A 22,992-nucleotide genomic window follows, 5' to 3' on the forward strand; every position below is an offset into this window, starting at 1 on the left:
TTGTTCAGAAAGGAGGTATCTCCATGGAATCATTGATCTTATTTATTTTGATCGGGATCATCACATCCATATTCAATAAAATGAAACAGCCTCCATCCAATAAACCCGTGAGGCAGAAGCCGATTCAAACGGCCTCCCCCGCTTCTCCAGAACCTGTTGGAAGAGGCAGGGAAAGAGTTGAGCGGGAACGAACCGGATGGAGGGAACCAAGGTCATACAAAGAGCCTGTAAAAGAGGCCGTTTCCTCCATCCAAACCCGTTTGGAAGATAAGAAGAGGGAGACGGAATCTACTTATTCCAGCCTTCAGAAACAAGAAGAACGATATTCAAGGAAGCTTGAAGCCCAGCAGAACCGGGCAAAGAGGATTCGGGAGGATAGCCCGGGTCTCATCCTTGATTTCAAAAATGAAGATGATATCGTGAAAGGATTTATTTTTTCAGAGGTGTTCGGCCCTCCGAAATCAAAAAAACGCCATCATCAAAAATAAAAGTGATGAAACCCCTTTTCATTTCATAAATATGAGATGAAAGGGGGTTCTTTTTTTATGGCAAAAAGCTTTTTACAACATATGCGTAAATGGATGACACAGAAAATGGATTTACCCGAAGATGTCATGATGGACCTTCCTCGCGTCACAATGATTGGACAAATTCATATCTATATAGAAAATCACCGGGGTCTGTTGACCTTCACAGATCGGGAGGTGCGGCTTCTGCTTAAACAGGGTCAACTGTTAATAAAAGGGGAGCAATTTGTCATCAAGATGATCCTTCCGGAAGAAATTCTCCTTCAGGGGAAGATCGTAGAAGTGATCTATTTAGAACAATAGGAGGGACGGATTTGAAGAATCAATGGTTCACCTTTCTGAGGGGAAAGGTATTTGTGAAAATGGAAGGCAGATTAGTTGAGCGGGTCATCAATCAATTGCTCCGCGCTGGTATCACAATCTGGAACGTGAAGAGAGCGGGAACGGAGACGATCACCTTTTACTTATCCTTAGAAGATGTACATAACTTCCGAAGAGCGGTACGGGCATCTGAGTGTAAAGTGACATTTCTAAGAGGGCAGGGGGTTCCCTTTCTATTCAAGAGATCACTGAAAAATTCGGGCTTCATGATTGGTGGACTGGCATTCTTCGTCATCGTATTCCTTCTTTCCAATATGGTGTGGGGCATCGAAATCAAAGGTGCGTCACCTCAAACCGAGCACAGTATACGAAAGGAACTGGAGGCGATGGGTGTTTCCAAGGGGAAGATGCAGTTCTCCATACCCGATGTTGAGAACATCCAGCGTGAGTTATCCTACAGGATGAATAACATCACATGGGTGGGGGTGGAGTTACAGGGGACAACCTTTCACTTTCAAGTCGTGGAAAAGAATGCGCCTGTTCCATCTGAATCAACCGGCCTGCAGCATATTGTCGCCAAAAAGAAAGCCATCATCACCGACATGTTTGTAGAAGAAGGGGATCCCCAGGTGAACGTCAATGACTACGTCAATAAAGGGCAGCTCCTTGTATCGGGTCTGATCGGGAATGAAAAGGAGCCGAAGGGAGTCTCGGCGAAAGCGAAGATATTGGGGGAAACATGGTATAAGACATCGGTTGAACTCCCGTTGAAGTCACGATTTATCGTGTTCAGCGGAAACGAGAAAAGAAAACATTATCTCGGCTTCGGTTCAATGAATATCCAAGTATGGGGATTCGGGAAAGCGGAATTCAAGGATGTCGTTGTGGAAGAAACGAAAAAGCCACTGCGTTTTTTGAAATGGGAACTTCCGGTTTATTATATTGATCGCAGCATGAAAGAGAAAGAGGACGTGGAGAGGACCTATACGAAATCCGAGGCGATCAAGGCCGCGAAGAAGCTTGCCAAAAGTAATCTGGAATCCTCCCTCCCGGAAGATGCAGAAATAAGAGGGGAAAAAATTTTGCAAGAAAAGGTGGAGAATGGTAAAGTTAGGGTAACCATTCACTTCAAAGTAATAGAAAATATTGCAGAAGGACAACCACTTATTCAAGGAGACTAACGAATGTCAGATGAAATCTTAATGAAATTACAACTTGAAAACCCTAATGAAGCCATCGCTTTGTTCGGTGTTTCAGATTCTCACCTTAAATTAATAGAACAGGAATTACACGTTTCGATCGTAACAAGAGGCGAAGAGTTGCTGGTTTCAGGTAAAGAAGAAGATGTAAGTCTCGCCGTTGATATTTCTGATCGACTGGTGGCCGTGATCCGTAAAGGGATCAATATCGGCCAGCGTGATGTCCATTATGCCATAGAAATGGGCAGACAAGGGACGCTTGAATATTTTACAGAGTTGTACAATGAAGAGATTACTAAGAACGCCAAAGGTAAATCGATCCGGGTGAAGACCTTGGGGCAGCGCCAATACATCCAATCCATCAAGAAGCATGATATGGTGTTCGGGATCGGGCCTGCCGGGACGGGGAAGACCTATTTAGCCGTTGTCATGGCTGTACATGCCTTAAAGAACGGGCAGGTCAAGAAGATCATCCTGACGAGGCCTGCCGTGGAAGCGGGTGAAAGCCTTGGGTTCCTTCCGGGTGACTTGAAGGAGAAGGTGGATCCTTATCTCCGTCCCCTGTATGATGCCCTGCATGATGTACTGGGAGCAGAGCATACCGCCCGCCTGATCGAGAGGGGGACCATCGAAATCGCTCCCCTTGCATATATGAGGGGACGTACACTGGATGACGCGTTCGTGATCCTTGATGAGGCCCAGAATACTACGAAGGCACAAATGAAAATGTTCCTGACAAGGCTTGGTTTTGATTCCAAGATGATCATCACGGGAGACCGTTCCCAGGTGGATCTGCCCAGGGGCAGCGAGTCAGGATTGATTTCTTCTGAACGGATTTTAAAAGATGTTAAAGGAGTGTCGTTCATTTATCTCGATCAAGCCGATGTAGTCCGTCATCCGTTGGTCGCGAAAATTATCGATGCCTATGAAACAACCGAAAAATAGACAAAGAGAGATTGATCCAGTTGATCCATGCCGCTATCATAAGATCCGGCATGGACGTGGATCAATCTTTTTTTGTTGGGCTATACATAGATAAATAAGTCAAAAACTGTTATGATTTTACATAATTACTAAACGCCTTTATATATGGCTATCCGAAATTGTTTATACATATCAGGGGGTTCTTTATGCAAACTCACCCATTTCTACTCAAAATCAGGAGCTTTCTCAGCTACCGATTATTTACCAATCTCTTATTTGTGCTGCTCGGCATCATTGTTTTCGGTGTCCTGTATGGAAATGTGAAACCGAAAACGCTGGATATAAATTTATATGAAGATGCCCCCACCACGATAAGGGCACCCAAGAAATTCGTCGATAAGGAGGCCACTGCCAAGAAGAAGGAAGAAGCAAAGGCAGAAGTGGCGAGTGTATATACTCCGAAAGAAGGGGCGATCGATAACTCTACTTCATTGATCCACTCTCTGTTGGAAAGTGTAAATGAAGTGAAGGATGAGTCGAAACAGCAGGCGGGGGATGAGGAAAATCTAAAACCGCCTACAAGCACGGATACAACTGAACAGCTGAAGCTCCTGAAAGCCAAATTGCCGAAGGATAAAAATAATAATGTCACCAATAGTTTGAGTGATGATGTGTTAAAAACCCTCCTGGAGGCGTCAGAAGATGACCTGTCCCGTGTAGAGACCATCGTTACCACACAAATGAAAATCATCATGGAAAACGGCGTGAAAGAGGAAGAATTAAATGAAGCGAAATTGAATCTGGAACAACGGATCACAAACTATTCATTTAAAGGTGATTTATCCACCGCTGCCGTCAAGCTGGGGAAAGTCGCCATTGAGCCGACGCTTTATTACGATGCTGAAAAAACCGATGAGTTAAAGAAGCTCGCCGAGGCAAACGTGGAAAAGGTTGAAATCATCGAAGGCGGGGTCATCGTAGAGGACGGGGACCTGATCACACCTAAAACATACAGCATACTGAAATCCCTGGGGATGGTGGAGGATACATTCTCCTTCAAACCGTATGTCGGACTGGCACTCTTTGTCCTTGTGGTGATAGGTTCACTATATTATTTCTTCTACACACTTGAAGTCACCGAGGAAAGAAAGCAAAATTACTTGATCCTCACAAGCATCGTATTTGTCATATCACTCCTGATCATGAAGATCGTAGGACTGATCGAGCAGCTGGAAATCAATGATATTGCCTTCATATTGCCGGCAGCGTTCACAGGTATGATATTGAGGATCCTACTTAATGAACGGATCGCCATGATGATGGTATTCATCCTATCTGCCTGCTCGAGTATCGTATTCCACCAGCAATTCAACGGTTCAATCGATATCGAAATTGCGATTTATACGTTATTCAGCGGTGTATCAGGTATCCTTTTCCTTGTCAGCCGAAATCAGCGTTCGAATATTTTAAGGGCCGGGATTTACGTAGCCCTTGTCAATATCCTGATCCTGGGATTTTTAATCCTATTAAGCGGTACTTCCTATTCGAATAGTGAATATGTGTATTATATTGTATTTGCCCTGGTATCGGGGATCATGTCTTCCATCCTCACGATCGGTTTCCTCCCGTTTTTTGAAGCGGGATTCGGGATTCTTTCATCCATGAGACTGGTCGAGCTCTCTAGCCCTACACAGCCGTTATTGAAGAAGCTGTTGACCGATGCGCCCGGCACCTATCATCACAGTGTCATGGTGGCGAACCTTGCGGAAGCCGCGTGTGAAGCCATCGGGGCTAACGGGTTACTCGCCAGGGTCGGATGCTACTATCATGATGTAGGAAAGTCCAAACGTCCGCATTTCTTCATTGAAAATCAGCTGAATATGGGGAATCCCCATGACAGGGTCTCGCCTGAAACAAGCAGGGATGTTATTATTAGTCATGCTTCAGATGGAGCGCAGATGCTCCGGAAACATAAATTGCCAAAGGAAATCATCGACATCGCCGAGCAGCATCACGGAACGACGCTGTTGAAATTTTTCTATTATAAGGCAAAAGAACAAGGGAAAGATGTTAAGGAAGAAGAATACCGTTATCCAGGTCCTAAACCTCAGACGAGGGAAGCGGCTGTCATAAGCATCGCGGATAGTGTAGAAGCGGCTGTCAGGTCGAAGAAATCACCCACCCAGGCAGAAATTCAAAAGCTTGTCCATTCGATCGTACAAGACCGCCTGCAGGACGGACAGTTTAATGAATGTGATATTTCATTAAAACAATTAGAGACGGTGAAGAGGTCTCTATGTGAAACATTGAATGGTATATTCCATCCGAGGATCGAGTACCCTGAACTTCAAGCAAAAGGAGAAGAGGCATGACTTTATTAATCGACTTTATTGACGAAACAGAAACTGTATCCGATGAACAGACAGAGCTGGTCCAGAATATCCTGAACTTCGCTGCTGATCAGGAAGGGATCGAGGATGAAAGCGAAGTGTCCGTGACCTTTGTAACCAACGAACGTATTCAGGAAATCAACCGGGAATATCGGGCTAAGGATCAGCCCACGGATGTCATTTCATTTGCCCTCGAAGAACTTGGGGAAGATGAAGTGGAAATCATAGGGGCAGAGATTCCCCGCGTTCTTGGGGATATCATCATTTCCATTGACCGCACTAAAGAACAGGCGGAAGAATACAACCATTCCGTCTCCCGTGAACTTGGTTTTCTGGCCCTTCATGGCTTCCTTCATTTATTAGGATATGATCATATGGAAGAGGAAGAGGAAAAGAAGATGTTCAAGAGACAAAAGGACATTTTAGATGAATATGGACTCAAAAGAGACTAAATTCGGCTTATTCCGGTTCCTGAAATCCTTTGGATATGCAGCGGAAGGAATGAAGTCTGTCTGGGCAACGGAACAGAACTTCAGAATTCATTCATTCGCAGGGATTGTCGTTTTCCTCCTTGCCTACATGCTCTCTGTATCCGCCATGGAATGGATCATACTGATCATCCTTGTCTTTTCCGTCCTTGCCCTTGAAACGATGAATACAGCCATTGAAAAGGCAGTCGATCTTACCACGGAAGGGTATCATCCTCTTGCGAAGGCTGCGAAGGATCTGGCTTCGGCTTCGGTCCTTCTCTTCGCAATCTGTACAGCGATCGTAGGAACCATCATCTTTCTTCCAAAGCTATTGGAGCTGATCCCCTAAAACGGAAAAAAGGCAGTGTAATACCGTAAGATAAAGGCTGCAGGGAAGAAATTGAGCGATTTCTTCCCTGCAGTCTTTAATTCATTTGAAAACGTTCTTATACTTGTATAGAATAAGTGGAGCAAAGGACAAAATTGATAAATAGTTTGAATTATCTAACTATTTTATTACAAAATGATAACAGCCCATTTTCTTTTATGAAAATTGTAGTAAAATGAATGTGTAAGGGTTAAAAGGAGAGTTCAATCAATGAATGCAGAACAATTGATACAAGAAGCTAAACTAGCGAGGGAAAAAGCATACGTACCCTATAGTAAATTCAAGGTGGGAGCGGCTCTTCTGTCAAAGGACGGTAAGGTCTATCACGGTTGCAATATTGAAAATGCAGCGTACAGCATGTGTAACTGTGCTGAACGGACTGCGTTATTCAAGGCGTACTCAGAAGGCGATACAGACTATTCGATGATTGCGGTTGTGGCAGACACGGCAAGACCTGTTCCACCATGTGGGGCATGCCGGCAGGTCATTTCAGAACTTTGTCCGAAAGAAATGAAAGTCGTATTGACGAACCTGAAGGGCGACGTAGAAGAATTAACCGTAGCAGAACTATTACCAGGAGCTTTTTCACCGGAGGATCTAAATGAGTAATAATATCAGTAACACAGAATACAAATCAGGCTTTATCTCCATCATTGGAAGACCTAACGTCGGGAAATCCACTTTCCTGAACCGGGTCATCGGTCAGAAGATCGCCATTATGAGTGATAAGCCCCAGACAACACGCAACAAAGTTCAAGGAGTTTACACGACCGATGATGCCCAGATGATATTCATCGACACTCCTGGAATTCACAAACCGAAACATAAACTGGGAGACTTCATGATGAAGATTGCTCAGAACACTTTAAAAGAAGTGGACGTCATATTGTTCATGGTGAACGTCGAAGAAGGATTGGGAAAAGGAGATCACTTCATCATAGAGAAGCTGAAGGGTGTTAAAACACCGGTCTACCTCATTCTTAATAAGATCGACCAGATCCATCCAGACGCCTTACTGCCTATGATTAAACAATACAATGACCTGTTCCCCTTTGCGGCGACTGTGCCTATCTCAGCACTCGAAGGAAACAACGTGGACCAGCTGCTGCAGGTACTGAAGGATCAATTACCTGAAGGGCCTCAATTCTATCCTGCAGATCAGATTACCGATCACCCGGAACGTTTTATCGTATCTGAACTGATCCGGGAAAAGGTCCTGCACCTGACACGGGAAGAGATTCCCCACAGTATCGCAGTCGTGATCGACAAGATGGAGAGGAAAGAAGAGAAGGACCTCATCGACGTCATCGCCACCATCATTGTAGAGAGAGATTCCCAGAAGGGGATTGTCATCGGCAAACAGGGTTCCATGCTCAAAGAAGTCGGAAAGCGCTCGCGGGTGGATATTGAGAACCTGTTGGGATCAAAGGTCTACCTCGAACTATGGGTGAAGGTACAGAAGGATTGGCGTAACCGATCTGCAAACCTCCGTGACTTTGGATTCAGTGACGACGAATATTGATAATTAACAATATTTAGGCCACATGTTTTAGAGAGAAAATGCTCATTCTAATCACAAGAAAGCTTATGAAGTCTTGCTAGTTTAAATCCAGAAAGGTGGGTTTTTTATGTTAGACTTAACATGGAAATTTTTTTCGCAGACAGGAAGTATTGACACCTATCTCCTTTTTAAGGAGCTTGAGAAGGAGACATTTGAGGATCCTTACAGCTTTGAAGAAGAAACAGCGGAAGTAGATTTTCCTTTAACGTGATAAGTATGTCATCACCCGGGAAGATAGAGATCGGGAGGTGGCTAAATGCTGCAGAAGTGTGAAGGAATTGTCATTCGAACCAATCATTACGGTGAGTCGAACAAGATTGTTACCATATATACACGGGAATTCGGAAAGATTGGATTGATGGCTAGAGGGGCAAAGAAACCTAATAGCCGTCTATCCGCCATTTCACAATTGTTTACATATGGTTATTTCCTTTTTATCAAAGGAAGCGGGCTGGGTACCCTTCAACAGGGGGAGATGGCAGAGTCCCTGAGGCATGTGAGGGAGGATCTGTTTAAGACGGCGTACGCCACGTACATCGTGGACCTCCTTGATAAAGCGACGGAGGATCGAAAGCCGAACCCTTTCCTGTTTGAATTGCTGTACAAGACTCTTCACTATTTGAATGAAGACCATGACCCGGAGATCCTGATGCATATTTTTGAAATGAAGATGCTCCCTGTAATGGGGTTGTATCCTCACCTGAATGGATGTGCAGTATGTGGGGAGACCGATGGTGAATTCGCTTTTTCCTTTAAAGAAAATGGATTTATCTGTCATCGCTGTTTGAGTGAAGATCCACATCATTTACCGATCTCACAAAGCACTGTGAAGCTTCTCAGGGTATTTTACTATTTCGATCTCAATCGATTGGGAAATATATCGGTGAAAGATGAAACGAAACGTCAATTGAAGCGGGTAATCAGGACTTATTACGATGAAAACTCAGGTCTGACATTAAAATCCAGGAGGTTTCTGGACCAAATGGATAACCTTAAGGACTTATTCTAGTTACATAGATGCTGCTTGTGATATAGAAAGGCCCATTCACTTTTGTGAATGGGCCTGATTTTTTTATTGTAATATTTAAAATTTGATTTTCTCCTGAAGGAAGCCTTTTACTTCACTGATCGGCATTCTTACTTGATCCATTGTGTCGCGGTCACGGACGGTTACTTGACCGTCTTCTACGGAGTCAAAGTCAAATGTGATGCAGTATGGTGTCCCGATTTCGTCCTGGCGGCGGTAACGTTTCCCGATGGATGCCGTTTCGTCGAAGTCGATCATAAGATCTTGGGACAGCTCTTCATATACTTTGAATGCATCGTCAGAGAGCTTTTTCGAAAGGGGCAGGACAGCCGCTTTGAACGGTGCCAGTGCCGGGTGAAAACGTAATACGGTACGTGAATCGTTTTCGAGTTCTTCTTCTTCGAACGCATCGCATAGGAATGCAAGGGTTACCCGGTCAGCCCCAAGGGAAGGCTCGATGCAGTATGGTACATATTTTTCATTCGTTTGTGGATCCATGTAGTGGAAGTCCTCATTTGAATGTTCCATATGACGCTTCAGGTCGAAGTCTGTACGATCTGCCACACCCCAAAGTTCACCCCAGCCAAACGGGAATTTGTATTCTATATCCGTTGTTGCATTGCTGTAATGGGATAATTCATCCTGATCATGATCACGCAGTCTCATATTGTCTTCGCTCATTCCAAGATTTAGTAACCAGTTTTTACAGAATTCACGCCAGTACGAGAACCACTCAAGGTCTTCACCAGGTTTGCAGAAGAATTCCAGTTCCATCTGTTCGAATTCACGGGTTCTGAATGTGAAGTTACCAGGAGTGATTTCATTTCGGAAACTTTTACCTACTTGTGCAATACCAAAAGGCATCTTCTTACGCATGGATCGTTGAACGTTCTTGAAGTTTACAAAGATCCCCTGTGCTGTTTCAGGACGTAAATAAATTTCATTTGTAGAAGATTCCGTTACTCCCTGGTGGGTTTTGAACATAAGATCAAATTGGCGGATATCCGTGAAATCGTGGCTTCCGCAATCTGGGCACGGAATATCATGCTCTTTGATGATTTCTTCCATTTTCTCGAATGAAAGACCATCGACGATCATCTCGATGCCTTTTGCTTCCAGGGCGTTTTCGATGATTTTGTCTGCCCGGTGACGTGTCTTACATTGCTTACAGTCAATCATCGGGTCATTGAAGTTTCCAACGTGACCGGAAGCTACCCATGTCTGCGGATTCATCAGGATACTTGCATCAAGGCCCACATTATAAGGGGACTCCTGTACGAATTTTTTCCACCAGGCTTTTTTAATATTGTTTTTCAGCTCTACACCAAGCGGACCGTAATCCCATGTGTTGGCAAGTCCTCCGTAAATTTCAGAACCGGGGAAGACAAACCCCCTGTGCTTTGCTAAGTTGACTACTTGTTCCATTGACATATAAGTCACTCCTTTTCATCATTTATGTAAATAAAAAAGCTCGTCCTTAGGCGCTTGAGGCCTAGGGACGAGCTTGTTACTCGCGGTTCCACCCTAGTTGATATACGTAAAGGTATACCCACTTTTAAACGGTAAATAGCTCCGGATTGCCGTCTCCATGCCATCTGGGCTTTCACTGTCCCCAGTCGCTTATCGGTTAGCAAGGATTATTGATCCATCATAGCCTTATTGGTTATAAGATGAAGACATTTTATCATGATAAAGAAATAAAAACAACTAATGATTGAAAGAAGCGAAAAGATTTGATGTTTTGTTCAAAAGAAGATACTCTTTGTAAAGTGAAATTTAGCTATAGGTTGTCACAATTGGATGATAATATGCTCTTTTCATTTTGGTTAAATAGTATATAATATTTGATATAAAGTATAACATAAATCGTTTGACCGTTAGGTGGTGAGTAACAATCGAACTCAATAAGCGTCAAGAACATATTCTGCAGATAGTGAAAGACAATGGACCTATCACTGGTGAACAGATCGCGGATCAATTAAATTTAACCAGGGCGACTCTAAGACCCGACCTTGCCATCCTGACCATGGCAGGTTACTTGGATGCCCGTCCGAGGGTAGGGTATTTCTATACAGGGAAAACAGGGACACAGCTGCTGACGGAAAACCTGAACAAAATATTCGTCAAGGATTATCAATCAATTCCAGTTGTCGTGAATGAGAATGTTTCCGTGTATGATGCCATCGTAACGATGTTTCTGGAAGATGTGGGAACATTGTTTGTCGTGGACGCCAATACATACTTAGTGGGTGTCCTGTCCCGTAAAGATCTTTTAAGAGCGAGTATCGGAAAGCAGGAACTCAGTACGCTGCCGGTGAATATTATTATGACAAGGATGCCCAATATCACGGTTTGTGAGAAGGATGACCAGCTTATCGGTGTGGCGAAGGACTTGATTCATAAGCAAATCGACTCTGTCCCCGTCATCAAAAAGACCGAAAAGGGTGATTTAGAAGTCATAGGCAGGATTACGAAGACCAATATAACCAAAGCATTTGTTGCGTTGGCAGATGAATATTAGAAGGTGGTGAACGATCGTGAAAGAACCGATCATCTATGTAGTATCCGACTCGGTGGGTGAGACTGCTGAATTAGTCACAAAAGCGGCGATTAGCCAATTCAATGGTTCCAATACGGTCATCAAGCGCTTTCCGTATATAGAGGACACCGAACATATCGATGAAGTGATTTCCTTGGCGAAGCTCAATCAGGGTTTGATTGTGTACACCCTTGTAAAGCCGGATATGCGTGCGTACATTAAAGAACAATCTGAAAAGGAAGAGCTCTATGCATTTGATATCATCGGTCCATTAATGGACAAATTTCAATCTTCCTATCAAAGGGAACCGCTGTTTGAACCAGGGACTGTCAGGAAGCTTGATGACGATTACTTCAAGAAGGTGGAAGCCATTGAATTTGCCGTCAAATACGATGATGGGCGTGACCCCCGGGGCATACTCAGGGCGGATATAGTGCTCGTCGGAGTGTCCAGGACGTCAAAAACGCCTCTGTCGCAATACCTTGCACTGAAAAGGATCAAAGTGGCGAATGTTCCACTTGTACCGGAAGTAGATCCTCCGGAGGAATTATTCATGGTTTCACCGAAGAAATGCTTCGGATTAAAAATCAGCCCGGAAAAGCTGAATACGATCCGCAGGGAAAGATTGAAATCTCTCGGATTGAACGATCAGGCGAGCTACGCCAATATTAAACGTATAGAAGACGAACTGACGTATTTTGAAAAAATAACGGACCGCATCGGCTGTCACGTCATCGATGTTACCAACAAAGCCGTCGAAGAAACAGCCAATGTCATCACAAATATTTACCAAAAAGCCAACGATTGATCGGCGGTCATTTGTATGACCGTATACATAAAAAGATGATTCCCCCTGAAAAACGGGGGAATCATCTTTTATTTAGGCCGTTTTCACACATCGGAATTTTTAGTGAAATAAAAATCGATATCATCAAGCACGTGGAGACTGATGGTTGGTTTTGACAATCTCTATAGTTTTAGTGAAAACTTACCCTTCGAAAGTTGATTGGAGCGGAAGGTGCTCGACTCCTGCGGGAAACGCTGGACAGTCCGAAAAGCGAAAGCGGCTTGACCAGCCCCGACCAGCATAAGATGAATGGGCTAAGGAGGCTTCCTTTTGCCTTCTTGGACCATTTAGCTTATGACCTCGAGGGGCTAGCCGCTGTAGCTGGACAGGTGAGACCCCGCAGGGCAAAGCCCGAGGAGGCTCACCGCCAGCCCCGCGGAAAGCGAGCACCTGGAGCGGAAATCAACCAGCAGTCGCTTCTTTATGTTTGATGAAATTCAAACATAAAGAAAAACCTAAAGGAATTAAGTTTTTATAGTGGTCAAACTTGTCCGATTATACTATAATAAAAAATTGTGATAAAAATATTTAAAATAGGTTTAGACTAAACTCTTAAGGAATAAACTAATTATTGTGATATGTCAAGTCTCGTCTGAATTAAAATTCGACAATTTTAATCAAATCTCTGGGAAAGTTCTAAAAGAGAGAAGGATAATACGGAGTGATGTAGAATAGTTAGTATTAGCGAACATAACCCTACCGTATATGTAGACGCGGATGCTTGCCCGGTAAAACAGGAAATCATTAAAATAACAAGAGGGTATGGCTTTAAGATCATTTTTGTTGCTTCCCATGCCCACAGGAAGAACACACCTGATGAAGGTGAATGGGTATATGTGGATAGTTCGAAAGAAGCGGCAGACTTATACATCATGAATCATGTAAAGGCAGGAGATGTTTTGGTCACACAGGACATAGGTCTTGCAAGTCTGGTATTGCCGAAAAAAGTTTATGCCATCTCTCCCAGGGGAAAAGCCTACAGGGAAGAGAGTATTGTCACGGCACTCGATTATCGGTATGTCGCTGCCAAAGAACGCAGGAGAGGCAACTATGGTAAAGGTCCCAAGCCTTTTACAAATGAAGACAGAGAAACATTTTGTACGTCCTTCGATAAAATCTTGTCGGAAATTGCAGGAGAATCGCAATAAGTACAGAATGGATAAAGAGGGTAAATAAAAACAGGTGATAGAGTATGTCTGAAAGAATCCCTGAAGATAAGTTAAATAAAATTTTATCGTCAACCGATATCGTCGATGTTGTCAGTGATTATGTACAACTGAAAAAGCAGGGCAGAAATTATTTTGGTTTATGTCCGTTCCATGGAGAAAATACTCCATCTTTTTCTGTTTCTCCCGACAAACAAATTTTTCATTGCTTTGGATGTGGTGCAGGAGGAAACGCATTTACGTTTCTTATGGATGTAGACGGCCTCAGCTTCCTTGAAGCGGCTCAAAAGCTCGGAACAAGAGTCGGTGAAGAGATTTCCATCCAAACACCATCATCGGATCAACCGCTTCCTCCTCAAGAGGACGAGAAGCAAATGTTGGAAGCTCACAGCTTATTAAGTAAATTTTACCATCATCTCCTTCTAAATACAAAGGAAGGTCAGGAAGCGCTGGAATATTTACTTGCAAGGGGCTTCACAACGGAAAGTATCACGAAATTTCAGATTGGATGGTCACTTCCGAGCTGGGATTTCACGGTCAAGTTCCTGGAGAAGAGGGGTTACTCCCTTGAGCTAATGGAAGCCGCGGGGTTACTCGTCAGAAGGGAAAGGGACGATTCCTTCCTCGATCGCTTCAGGGGAAGAATCATGTTCCCCATTGTGGATACAAAAGGGAATACCGTCGCATTTTCAGGCAGGACGATCGATGCGGATGATCAGCCGAAATACTTAAACAGTCCTGAAACAAAGATCTTTAATAAAAGCAGCATCCTTTATCATTATCATGATGCACGATCCATGATTAGAAGAAAACAGCAGGCGATATTATTTGAAGGATTCGCAGATGTTATTTCAGCGAGCGAAGCCGGTGTTGAAAACGGGGTAGCCACCATGGGTACTTCGTTGACGGAACAGCAAATAGGCCTGTTAAAGCGATTAACGGATTCCATCATCATTTGTTACGATGGTGATTCTGCCGGAGTGGAAGCCGCATTCAGAGCCGGAAAGCTTCTTCATAAGCATGGGCTGGACATACGCGTAGCCGTAATACCCGAACAATTAGACCCTGATGACTACATTGACAAATATGGTTCAGAACGATTCCAACAGGATGTAATAGGGGCAAGTTTGACGTTCATGGCGTTTAAGCTTCGGTATTATAAACTGAATAAAAACTTAAATGATGAAGGAGATCGCCTTAAGTATATAGAAGACATACTAAAGGAAATTACTCAATTAAGTAAAGCGGTTGAAAAGGATTATTATTTAAGATATTTGGCTGATGAATTCGAACTATCGTTAGAGGCTCTTCAACAACAGCTATCTGAATTGCAAGGGCCGGATAAGCGCGTTCCTAACCCGCCTAAACAGGTCGGTATGCAAGGGAATTTCAAACAACCCACCCAGTCAAGGCTCCTGCCTGCATATCAAACCGCTGAGCGAAGGTTGATTGCTTACATGCTGAAGGATCCGAATACCGCTTATAAGATTCAGGAGTGGCTTGCAGGCACGAACCTCAATATTGATGAGCATCAGGCTATTATTACTTATTTATTGGGTTATTATGAAGAAGGTCTGCCTCCAAGTGCCAGTTCGTTCATCGGGTACCTTCCCGATGAAAGGCTCAGAAGGATCGTGACGGAAATCGAAATGATGTCCATAAGCGAAGAAAGTACGGATCAGGAATTGACAGATTACGTCAACCAGGTGTTAAAACATCAAAAGATGTTGAGAATAAAAGAAAAAGAAGTGGAAAGAAAAGAAGCAGAAAGACTAAAGGATTATAGGCAGGAAGCACAAATAGCAATGGAAATCTTACAGCTGCGTAAGTCTCTATAAAGTTTTGTAAGGAAGTTGGAAGGAGGGGAACAAATGGCTGAAAAGTCAGCGCGTTCCAAACAAATAGCGTCAGAATTAACAGTTGATCAGGTGAAAGAATTTTTAGTTAACCAAGGTAAGAAAAGAGGAGTCCTCACATACGAAGATATTGCCGATAAATTATCCGGCTTCGAATTGGATTCAGATCAAATGGATGAATTCTATGAACACTTAGGTGAGCAGGGTGTAGAAATCGTCAATGAAAGTGACGAAGATGATGATCCAGGTGCCACGGAGTTAGAGAAGGAAGAGGAAGAAGAATTTAATCTGAATGATTTAAGCGTTCCTCCCGGGGTTAAGATAAATGATCCTGTACGTATGTACCTGAAAGAAATTGGGAGAGTCGATTTACTTTCTGCAGAGGAAGAGATCAATCTTGCCAAGCGAATTGAAGATGGTGATGAGGAAGCCAAGCGACGTCTGGCAGAGGCGAACCTGCGACTCGTTGTCAGTATCGCAAAACGCTATGTAGGCCGCGGGATGCTATTCCTGGATCTTATCCAGGAAGGTAACATGGGTCTGATTAAAGCAGTGGAAAAGTTTGATTACCGGAAAGGGTACAAATTCAGTACGTATGCGACTTGGTGGATTCGACAAGCCATCACCCGTGCCATTGCTGACCAGGCAAGAACGATACGTATCCCGGTTCATATGGTTGAGACCATTAATAAGCTGATTCGAGTACAAAGACAATTACTTCAAGATCTGGGCCGTGAACCTGCACCGGAAGAAATAGCTGAAGAAATGGATCTGACTCCTGAAAAGGTGCGTGAAATTCTTAAGATCGCTCAAGAACCTGTATCCCTTGAAACACCGATTGGTGAAGAAGACGATTCTCATCTTGGGGACTTCATCGAAGATGCAGAAGCTCAATCTCCTTCGGAACATGCAGCTTACGAATTGTTGAAAGAACAGCTTGAAGATGTTCTGGATACTCTTACAGACCGGGAAGAAAATGTTCTACGGTTACGTTTTGGTCTCGATGACGGCAGAACACGCACACTGGAAGAAGTGGGCAAAGTGTTTGGCGTTACCCGGGAACGAATTCGACAAATCGAAGCGAAGGCCCTTCGAAAACTTCGCCATCCAAGCAGAAGCAAACGATTGAAGGACTTTTTGGAATAGAACCACCCTTTACTGCCTCTATTGTGCATAGAGGTGGTTTTTTTTTGTCCAAATTAAAGGGTTTCCCCTGATCGTTGCCGAATAGACTTAGAGGATGCAACTACAAAAGGTGTGACAAAGTGACCAGAATAAAGAATGCAAAAAAAGAAACCATCATCCATGAAATCCTTCTTTGGAAGCAAACGAAGATGCTCCCCGAACAATATTGTGATTATCTTCTTGCCTTATATACTGAAGGAGCGGGAATCGATGAAAGAGAATCAGCGGAACCTCCAAAAAAACATTTCCTGAAAGATTTCCTGATTTCCATTTCTTCGATCTTAATTTCATTATTTGTCATTTATTTTACTGAATTGTCAATCGTTTTGCAAACAACGATTTTGGCAAGTTTTGTCGGATTATTAATGGGTGTAGGAATTTATTATACTAAGAAACAATTCTCGCCGTTACTTCTCTTTGCGTCAGCTGCTTGCATCCTCCTTATTTCAACCATGGAACTGACGGAACGAATCTTTGAAGGGCACTATTTGCCATTATACGTAACCTTGTTTCTGAACTGTTTTACATGGATTGGTGCAGGGGTGAAGTGGAAGATGAATTATTTCACGCTGGCAGGATCGGTAGGAGCAGTTCTTGTGGGAATTTATATATCACTATAACTTCTGAAAATTTAAAAGTTTTTTAAAGTTGAGAAAATTCATGATTCCCTCTTATAATAGGAATGAGAGCGTATTCATAGAGTCGTATGACTATGTTTGAAAGCGCTTTATATAATGTGGAAGTCTGTGGCTTTCAGTCATCAAAGTTAGACAAGGGGGATAAAGATGAATTTCGACTTAACACAAGAGCAAGCAATGATTAAGAAAACGATCAGGGAATTCGCTGAAGAAGAAGTGGCGCCTGGTGCGTTGGATCGTGACCGCACAAAGGAATTTCCAAAAGAAATCTTCAAGAAACTTTCTGACCTGGGAATGATGGGTCTTCCCTTTCCGGAGGAATATGGTGGAGCCGGAGCGGATACAGTAAGCTTTGCCATCGTAACAGAAGAGCTCAGCCGTGCATGTGCCTCTACAGGGATCACGTACTCTGCCCATATTTCACTCGGGGGAGCACCGATTAATTTATTTGGTACACACGAACAGAAACAGGAATACTTAACGCCGATTTGTACAGGGGAATCATTTGGAGCTTTCGGCCTGACTGAACCCAATGCCGGTTCAGATGCGGGGGGAACCCAGACCACTGCTGAAGATAAAGGGGATAAATGGGTCATCAATGGGAATAAATGTTACATCACCAATGCAAGTTACGCGAATCATCTCGCGTTAACGGCGATTACAGGCAGGAACAACGGGAATAAAGAGATCAGTGCCATCATCGCACCTACCAATGCCAAAGGTTTTACGGTTATTGATAATTATGAAAAAATGGGCCTTCATTCATCCAACACAACTGAGCTGGTCCTTGAGGACGTGGAAGTGCCGAAGGAGAACCTGTTAGGAAAGCAGGGGGAAGGATTCAAGCAGTTCCTTGTCACCCTTGACGGGGGCAGGATCGGAATTGGGGCAATGGCCGTCGGTGTGGCTCAGGCTGCTTTTGACAAGGCTCTTCAATATTCGAAAGAAAGAAAGCAATTCGGTAAAACGTTATCTCAATTTCAGGTTACGCAATTTAAGCTGGCTGACATGGCAATGAAGATCGAGCTCGCAAGGAACATGGTTCATAAAGCAGCCTGGTTAAAGGATCAGGGAAGACCGTTTTCCAAAGAGGCGTCAATGTGTAAGCTGTACGCGTCGGAGATCAGTATGGAAGTGGCCGACGAAGCCATTCAGATCCATGGCGGATACGGTTACATGAAAGAATACCATGTTGAGCGCTACTTACGTGACGCTAAACTCCTTGAAATCGGAGAAGGGACGTCAGAAGTACAGAGAATGGTGATTTCAAGGTTAATTGGCTGCCAATAGGGTTAAATCCTCTGTAGGGATAAATGAGCTCTATCGGTCCACTGGGGGCTGATAGAGCTCATCTGTTTTCTTTCTTATGGGGTATGGGAGAAGAAACGGAAGATGAAAAACAGGAAAAAAGAAGGAAATGTGTCTAATTTGTGAGAAAGATGGAAAAGTTAATTGATAGTACTTTTACTTTGTCGGTTTTTACAGTAAAATATAAAGTGTTGAAAAGAGCACTATTTTTTGGATGTTGTACATAAAGGAGGTTAAAATCATGAATCGTAATCCAATTATTCCATTCGTACTTATTGCGGCTCTTGGAATTGGTCTTATTTTCTTCTTATCGATTGAAGGCCTGAACAATGCCGATGAGAAAGCGAAGGAAGAAAAGCATGGTGAGACTGCTGGTAAAGAAGAAGCTTCAAGCGGTGAATTCGATCCGGAAGCGAAGTACAAGGAGTCTTGTGTATCTTGTCATGGTGGGAACTATGAAGGTGGCGCGGGTCCTGCTCTTAAAGGGACGAAGCTGTCTAAAGACGAGATCAAAGATAGAATCAAAAATGGTGGAGGCATCATGCCGGCCGGTCTCGTAGCAGATGAAAATCTTGATGCAATGGCAGACTGGATCAAATCACTTAAATAATGAATGGCTGAAAAAGGTTCTTTGTCTTTGGGCAAAGGGCTTTTTTTATATGGAAAAGTTGGTTAGAATGAGTATCAGATAAGCAGGACCAATAATAATGAGTAAAGGTGAACGAATGAATATCCAACAATTATCAAAACGACTTGAAACCGTTGTTTCATACATACCAGAACAATCAAAAATTGCCGATATCGGTTCAGATCATGCCTACCTTCCCTGCTATGCAGTCAATAAAGGCATCGCTTCACAAGCGATTGCCGGTGAGGTGGTAAAAGGCCCTTATCTTTCTGCGAAAAAACAAGTGGAAGATGCCGGGTTAACACGGGAAGTTGAAGTCAGGTTAGGAAATGGTCTTGAAGTCATATCACCCGGTGAAGTCAATTGTATTACGATCGCCGGGATGGGCGGTGCATTGATTGCATCGATTTTGGAGGCTGGCAAGGACAAGCTGACCGACGGACCAAGATTGATCCTCCAGCCCAATGTGAGTGCGAAATCGATCAGAACGTGGCTGATGGAAAATGAATGGGATCTGATCGGTGAGGAAATCCTCGAAGAGGATGATAAGCTATATGAAATTTTGATAGCAGAAAAAGGAGATCCAAACACCCATTATTCCAAGGAACTTGAAAAAGAACTGCTGCTCGGGCCGTTCTTGATGAGGGATCGAAATGATGCCTTCATCAAAAAATGGAATCAGGAACTCCGACAGTGGAAAAATATCGTGAATAACATGGAGAAAGCAGAAAAGACCGAGGCGTTGGAAACACGGAAAAATGAGCTTCTGCACAAAATCAAAATGGTAGAGGAGGTCCTTATCTCATGAAAACAGTGAACGGCCATGAAATCATTCAGCTTTTTGAAGAGTTCTCTCCGAAATATCTGGCTGAAAGCGGAGATCCCATCGGACTTCAGATCGGTAAGTTGAATGAGAAGGTCGAAAATGTCATGATCACACTGGACGTGCTGGAAAATGTCGTGGATGAAGCGATCAAGAATAATGTCAAATTGATCATTGCCCATCATCCGCCATTATTTCGTCCACTGAAATCTTTGCAAACAGATTCCTATCAGGGAAGAATGATTGAAAAGCTGATCAAACATGATATTAGCGTGTATGCTGCCCATACCAATCTCGATGTTGCGGTAGGCGGTGTGAATGATATACTCGCTAGCAAGCTTCAGTTACAGGATCCTTCTGTACTTGTTCCTACCTATCAGGAAGAAATTCGCAAATTGGCGGTATATGTGCCGAAAGAATATGCAGGGGAACTGAGAGATGCTTTAGGGAAAGCCGGAGCCGGGCATATCGGGGATTATTCCCATTGCAGCTTCTCCTCTGAGGGGCAGGGAAGATTTCTGCCCGGAGAGGGAACCCATCCTCATATAGGAAAGCAGGGCGCCCTTGAAGAGGTTTCAGAAGAAAAGGTGGAGACGGTTTATCCTGTTTCCCTGGAGAAAAAAGTATTGAAAGCGATGTTTACCCACCATCCATATGAAGAGATTGCCTATGATATCTACTCCCTGGAAAACGGGTCTAAAGCCCTTGGACTGGGCAGGATCGGCTATTTAGCAGAAGAGATGAGCCTGAAGGACTTTGCCCTATTCGTGAAGAAAACATTAGGCATGGATGGAATCAGGTTGATCGGGGACGGGGACGCAAAGGTGAAGAAAGTGGCAGTACTCGGCGGAGATGGAAATAAGTTCATCGGAAAAGCCAAGAGACAGGGTGCCGATGTGTTCGTTTCAGGTGATATCTATTATCATACAGCCCATGACGCCATGATGATGGGACTCAATGTTGTGGATGCAGGTCATCACATTGAAAAGGTGATGAAAGAGGGAGTAGCCGCTCATTTAGCCAAAAGATGCTCGGAAAAAGGATTTATTGTCAATATATTCGCTTCGAAAGCAGAAACAAACCCATTTACGTATATGTAAAAAAAGGCCCCTTGCGATGTCGCAAGGGGCCTTTTGGCATTCTTATTTAGTTCCCATTTTCGCTTTTCGGACTTTAGGGAGTATCTTATTCAATGGAACATTGCGCTCTCTTGTCCATGTGGATTCGTCATTTGGATCAAAAGCTTCCAGGAATTTAATGACTTCCTTCACAATCGGTGTTGGAGTGGAAGCACCGGCAGTGACAGCAACGACACCCGCATCTTTAATCCATTCAATATCGAGCTCGCTGATGTCTGAGATGCGGTGGGCAGGAGTACCCGCGATATCCATCGACACTTGTGCAAGGCGATTGGAGTTATTGCTCTTCGGATCGCCGACGACGATAAGGACATCGGCATCACCTGCCTGCTCTGCCACTGCTTCCTGACGTACTTGAGTAGCCAGGCAGATTTCTTTGTGCAGCTCGACATGAGGGTACATTTCCTTCACTTTATCCATTGTATCGAGTACATCCCATTGACTCATGGTCGTTTGGTTCGTCACGATGATCTTATCGTTGTCGATGGATAGCTGTTCAACGTCGTCGGCTGTTTCGACGAGGTGAACGATTTCGGGTGCGACACCGACTGCGCCCTCAGGCTCGGGATGCCCCTTCTTCCCGATATAAATCACATCATAGCCCTCGGCTTCCTTGGCTCGGATCAAGTCATGTGTCTTTGTGACGTCAGGACAGGTAGCATCCAGTGTGACTAATCCTTTTTGCTTGGCGATTTCTTTCACCTCAGGAGAGACTCCGTGGGCGGTGAAGATCACCGTTCCTTCATTCACCTGTTCAATGATTTCTTTTCTATTGCTGCCATCGAGGGTGATGATACCGTCTTCTTCAAACGCATCCGTTACATGCTTGTTATGGACGATCATCCCCAGGATATAAATTGGACGAGGAAGCGATTTGTCTAATGCGGCGTTTCTTGCAATGACCATTGCATCTACCACACCATAACAATAGCCTCTCGGAGTAATCTTAATAATATCCATCTATACATATCCTCCTACATGAGAGAGTCTTTTGTCTTCATTATAAAGGAGAAAGGTCCGTCTGACAAAGAGAACGAAGTAAATGGCCATTTTCACAAAAAAAGTGACACATGTTTTATACTAATAATCCAAAAAAAATAATCCCTCTCAGGTGATGGAATACCTTTAGGGATGCGACATTTATATATATAGTTTTGGTTTTGGATGTGATTTAGCCGGTGCCTCATCATCCCAATCTTCTTCATCATTGATTTTGACAGAAGGTTTCTTTTTCTTTTTTTTCTTTACAGGGATTTGTGCTTCAGGGAGTTCTTCACTTTCTTCACTTTGAACCTCTGTCGATGGTTCATCAGGTGTTTCAGCAGACATATCCTTGAATCCGCGGTACAACTTCCAGAGAGATGGGATATTTTTGACCATCGGGCCGTATTGCTGAAACATCGGACCCAATTGCTGGGCAGTCTGCAACATTTGTTGGGTGTTAGACAGAAAGGAATTGACATTGCCGGGATTCAAGAGGGTTTGCATGATTCCTCCAGCTGCCTGAGGTGACCGCTCGAATCCGGTTTCACCGGCAGAAGACCTCGTAAATTGTTCCAGAAGTCCGCCACCGCCTGTATTGCGGTTTTCCCCTTTTTTCAGGAACTTCGACAGCAACCCTTTGCCTTGCCCTCTGCCTCTTCCGCTGCCTCTTTGATTCATTCCCATATTAAAGCCTTGATTAGGATTCTGCCTTCCAAATTGAAAAGGCGGTGGCTGTGTCTGTCCCATCCCAAAAGGATTCCTGCCAGACTGCTGCAACCCGAACCCGTTGCCTTGCCTTTGTCCCAATCCGAAAGTATTCATCCCGGGCTGCTGTAAACCGAATCCGTTCCCCTGACGCTGTCTCATTCCGAAAGGATTTCTCATATCCTGACCCTGATTTCTCATTCTTCTAGGCGGCATCATGACAGCCTCCTTTCATTTCAATAAATTCGTTGTCACTATAGAGTATGCAACAGGTTAAAAAAGGGTATTGTGACAATATCATCTGAAATAATATCAAGTTGACCTAGATGTTTTGCTGAAAATTGATTATAATGGTTAGATGTTCTTT

General features: G+C 43.8%; 24 protein-coding genes. 21 read left to right on the forward strand and 3 right to left on the reverse strand.

The window, feature by feature from the left end; translation table 11 throughout:
- Positions 1 to 23 precede the first annotated feature (23 nt).
- The 11 genes from N5C46_RS22490 (at position 24) to recO (ending at position 8,789) form a co-directional block, all read left to right on the forward strand.
- Positions 24 to 488, forward strand: a complete 465-nt coding sequence (locus N5C46_RS22490; protein ID WP_261750305.1) for a YqfB family membrane protein — start codon at positions 24 to 26, stop codon at positions 486 to 488.
- A gap of 57 nt (positions 489 to 545) precedes the next feature.
- Entirely contained in the window at positions 546 to 830 is a 285-nt protein-coding gene (gene yqfC, locus N5C46_RS22495; protein ID WP_148969724.1) for a sporulation protein YqfC, read from the forward strand.
- A gap of 11 nt (positions 831 to 841) precedes the next feature.
- Positions 842 to 2,029, forward strand: coding sequence for a sporulation protein YqfD (gene yqfD, locus N5C46_RS22500; protein WP_261750306.1), 1,188 nt, complete (start codon positions 842 to 844; stop codon positions 2,027 to 2,029).
- 3 nt (positions 2,030 to 2,032) lie between these two features.
- Entirely contained in the window at positions 2,033 to 2,992 is a 960-nt protein-coding gene (locus N5C46_RS22505; RefSeq protein WP_261750307.1) for a PhoH family protein, read from the forward strand.
- 185 nt (positions 2,993 to 3,177) lie between these two features.
- On the forward strand, positions 3,178 to 5,343 hold the full coding sequence (locus tag N5C46_RS22510) for an HD family phosphohydrolase (RefSeq protein ID WP_261750308.1): 2,166 nt from the start codon (positions 3,178 to 3,180) through the stop codon (positions 5,341 to 5,343).
- Positions 5,340 to 5,813, forward strand: a complete 474-nt coding sequence (ybeY, locus tag N5C46_RS22515) for an rRNA maturation RNase YbeY (protein ID WP_261750309.1) — start codon at positions 5,340 to 5,342, stop codon at positions 5,811 to 5,813. Before N5C46_RS22510 ends, ybeY begins: the two co-directional genes overlap by 4 nt.
- Positions 5,788 to 6,180 (forward strand): diacylglycerol kinase, encoded by a 393-nt coding sequence (locus N5C46_RS22520; protein WP_261750310.1) that lies wholly within the window; start codon positions 5,788 to 5,790, stop codon positions 6,178 to 6,180. The genes ybeY and N5C46_RS22520 overlap by 26 nt, the downstream gene beginning before the upstream one ends.
- A 249-nt stretch (positions 6,181 to 6,429) precedes the next feature.
- On the forward strand, positions 6,430 to 6,828 hold the full coding sequence (locus tag N5C46_RS22525) for a cytidine deaminase (RefSeq protein ID WP_034757514.1): 399 nt from the start codon (positions 6,430 to 6,432) through the stop codon (positions 6,826 to 6,828).
- Entirely contained in the window at positions 6,821 to 7,741 is a 921-nt protein-coding gene (gene era, locus N5C46_RS22530; protein WP_261750311.1) for a GTPase Era, read from the forward strand. The genes N5C46_RS22525 and era overlap by 8 nt, the downstream gene beginning before the upstream one ends.
- A gap of 106 nt (positions 7,742 to 7,847) precedes the next feature.
- Positions 7,848 to 7,991, forward strand: a complete 144-nt coding sequence (locus tag N5C46_RS22535; RefSeq protein WP_082386398.1) for a YqzL family protein — start codon at positions 7,848 to 7,850, stop codon at positions 7,989 to 7,991.
- A gap of 45 nt (positions 7,992 to 8,036) precedes the next feature.
- Complete coding sequence (recO, locus tag N5C46_RS22540; RefSeq protein ID WP_261750312.1) at positions 8,037 to 8,789, forward strand: DNA repair protein RecO; 753 nt, start codon at positions 8,037 to 8,039, stop codon at positions 8,787 to 8,789.
- Positions 8,790 to 8,864: 75 nt separating this feature from the next.
- Here recO and N5C46_RS22545 read toward each other — a convergent pair whose 3' ends face one another.
- Positions 8,865 to 10,238, reverse strand: coding sequence for a glycine--tRNA ligase (locus N5C46_RS22545; RefSeq protein WP_261750313.1), 1,374 nt, complete (start codon positions 10,236 to 10,238; stop codon positions 8,865 to 8,867).
- A 463-nt stretch (positions 10,239 to 10,701) separates the two neighbouring features.
- On the opposite strand from N5C46_RS22545, the gene N5C46_RS22550 reads away from it, so the two are divergent.
- The 10 genes from N5C46_RS22550 to N5C46_RS22595 all read left to right on the forward strand — a co-directional run bounded on the left by N5C46_RS22550 (position 10,702) and on the right by N5C46_RS22595 (position 20,897).
- Complete coding sequence (locus N5C46_RS22550; protein WP_061811336.1) at positions 10,702 to 11,328, forward strand: transcriptional regulator CcpN; 627 nt, start codon at positions 10,702 to 10,704, stop codon at positions 11,326 to 11,328.
- 13 nt (positions 11,329 to 11,341) lie between these two features.
- The gene (locus N5C46_RS22555) at positions 11,342 to 12,154 is read left to right on the forward strand and encodes a pyruvate, water dikinase regulatory protein (protein WP_060673474.1); all 813 of its coding nucleotides are present in this window, start codon (positions 11,342 to 11,344) and stop codon (positions 12,152 to 12,154) included.
- 719 nt (positions 12,155 to 12,873) lie between these two features.
- Positions 12,874 to 13,341: a YaiI/YqxD family protein gene (locus N5C46_RS22560; RefSeq protein WP_224521051.1), complete on the forward strand. Its 468-nt coding sequence runs from the start codon at positions 12,874 to 12,876 to the stop codon at positions 13,339 to 13,341.
- A gap of 44 nt (positions 13,342 to 13,385) precedes the next feature.
- Positions 13,386 to 15,197, forward strand: a complete 1,812-nt coding sequence (gene dnaG, locus N5C46_RS22565; RefSeq protein ID WP_261750314.1) for a DNA primase — start codon at positions 13,386 to 13,388, stop codon at positions 15,195 to 15,197.
- A gap of 33 nt (positions 15,198 to 15,230) precedes the next feature.
- A complete protein-coding gene (gene rpoD / locus N5C46_RS22570; RefSeq protein WP_034757535.1) occupies positions 15,231 to 16,361 on the forward strand; it encodes an RNA polymerase sigma factor RpoD in 1,131 nt (376 codons plus the stop codon).
- Positions 16,362 to 16,480: 119 nt separating this feature from the next.
- Entirely contained in the window at positions 16,481 to 17,020 is a 540-nt protein-coding gene (locus N5C46_RS22575) for a hypothetical protein (protein ID WP_261750315.1), read from the forward strand.
- A 165-nt stretch (positions 17,021 to 17,185) separates the two neighbouring features.
- On the forward strand, positions 17,186 to 18,328 hold the full coding sequence (locus N5C46_RS22580) for an acyl-CoA dehydrogenase family protein (protein ID WP_261750316.1): 1,143 nt from the start codon (positions 17,186 to 17,188) through the stop codon (positions 18,326 to 18,328).
- 259 nt (positions 18,329 to 18,587) lie between these two features.
- Positions 18,588 to 18,956, forward strand: coding sequence for a cytochrome c550 (gene cccA / locus N5C46_RS22585; protein WP_261750317.1), 369 nt, complete (start codon positions 18,588 to 18,590; stop codon positions 18,954 to 18,956).
- Positions 18,957 to 19,071: 115 nt separating this feature from the next.
- The gene (locus tag N5C46_RS22590; RefSeq protein WP_261752412.1) at positions 19,072 to 19,782 is read left to right on the forward strand and encodes a tRNA (adenine(22)-N(1))-methyltransferase; all 711 of its coding nucleotides are present in this window, start codon (positions 19,072 to 19,074) and stop codon (positions 19,780 to 19,782) included.
- Positions 19,779 to 20,897, forward strand: coding sequence for a Nif3-like dinuclear metal center hexameric protein (locus tag N5C46_RS22595; RefSeq protein ID WP_261750318.1), 1,119 nt, complete (start codon positions 19,779 to 19,781; stop codon positions 20,895 to 20,897). The genes N5C46_RS22590 and N5C46_RS22595 overlap by 4 nt, the downstream gene beginning before the upstream one ends.
- A gap of 42 nt (positions 20,898 to 20,939) precedes the next feature.
- On the opposite strand, the gene N5C46_RS22600 is transcribed toward N5C46_RS22595, so the two are convergent.
- Together N5C46_RS22600 and N5C46_RS22605 are read right to left on the reverse strand one after the other, a co-directional pair.
- Entirely contained in the window at positions 20,940 to 21,896 is a 957-nt protein-coding gene (locus N5C46_RS22600) for a 4-hydroxy-3-methylbut-2-enyl diphosphate reductase (protein ID WP_061811249.1), read from the reverse strand.
- 180 nt (positions 21,897 to 22,076) lie between these two features.
- A complete protein-coding gene (locus tag N5C46_RS22605; protein WP_261750319.1) occupies positions 22,077 to 22,841 on the reverse strand; it encodes a YqfQ family protein in 765 nt (254 codons plus the stop codon).
- Between the last annotated feature and the right edge of the window lie 151 nt (positions 22,842 to 22,992).

Origin of the sequence: Rossellomorea vietnamensis (assembly GCF_025398035.1) — a bacterium.
Lineage (GTDB): Bacteria > Bacillota > Bacilli > Bacillales > Bacillaceae_B > Rossellomorea > Rossellomorea vietnamensis_B.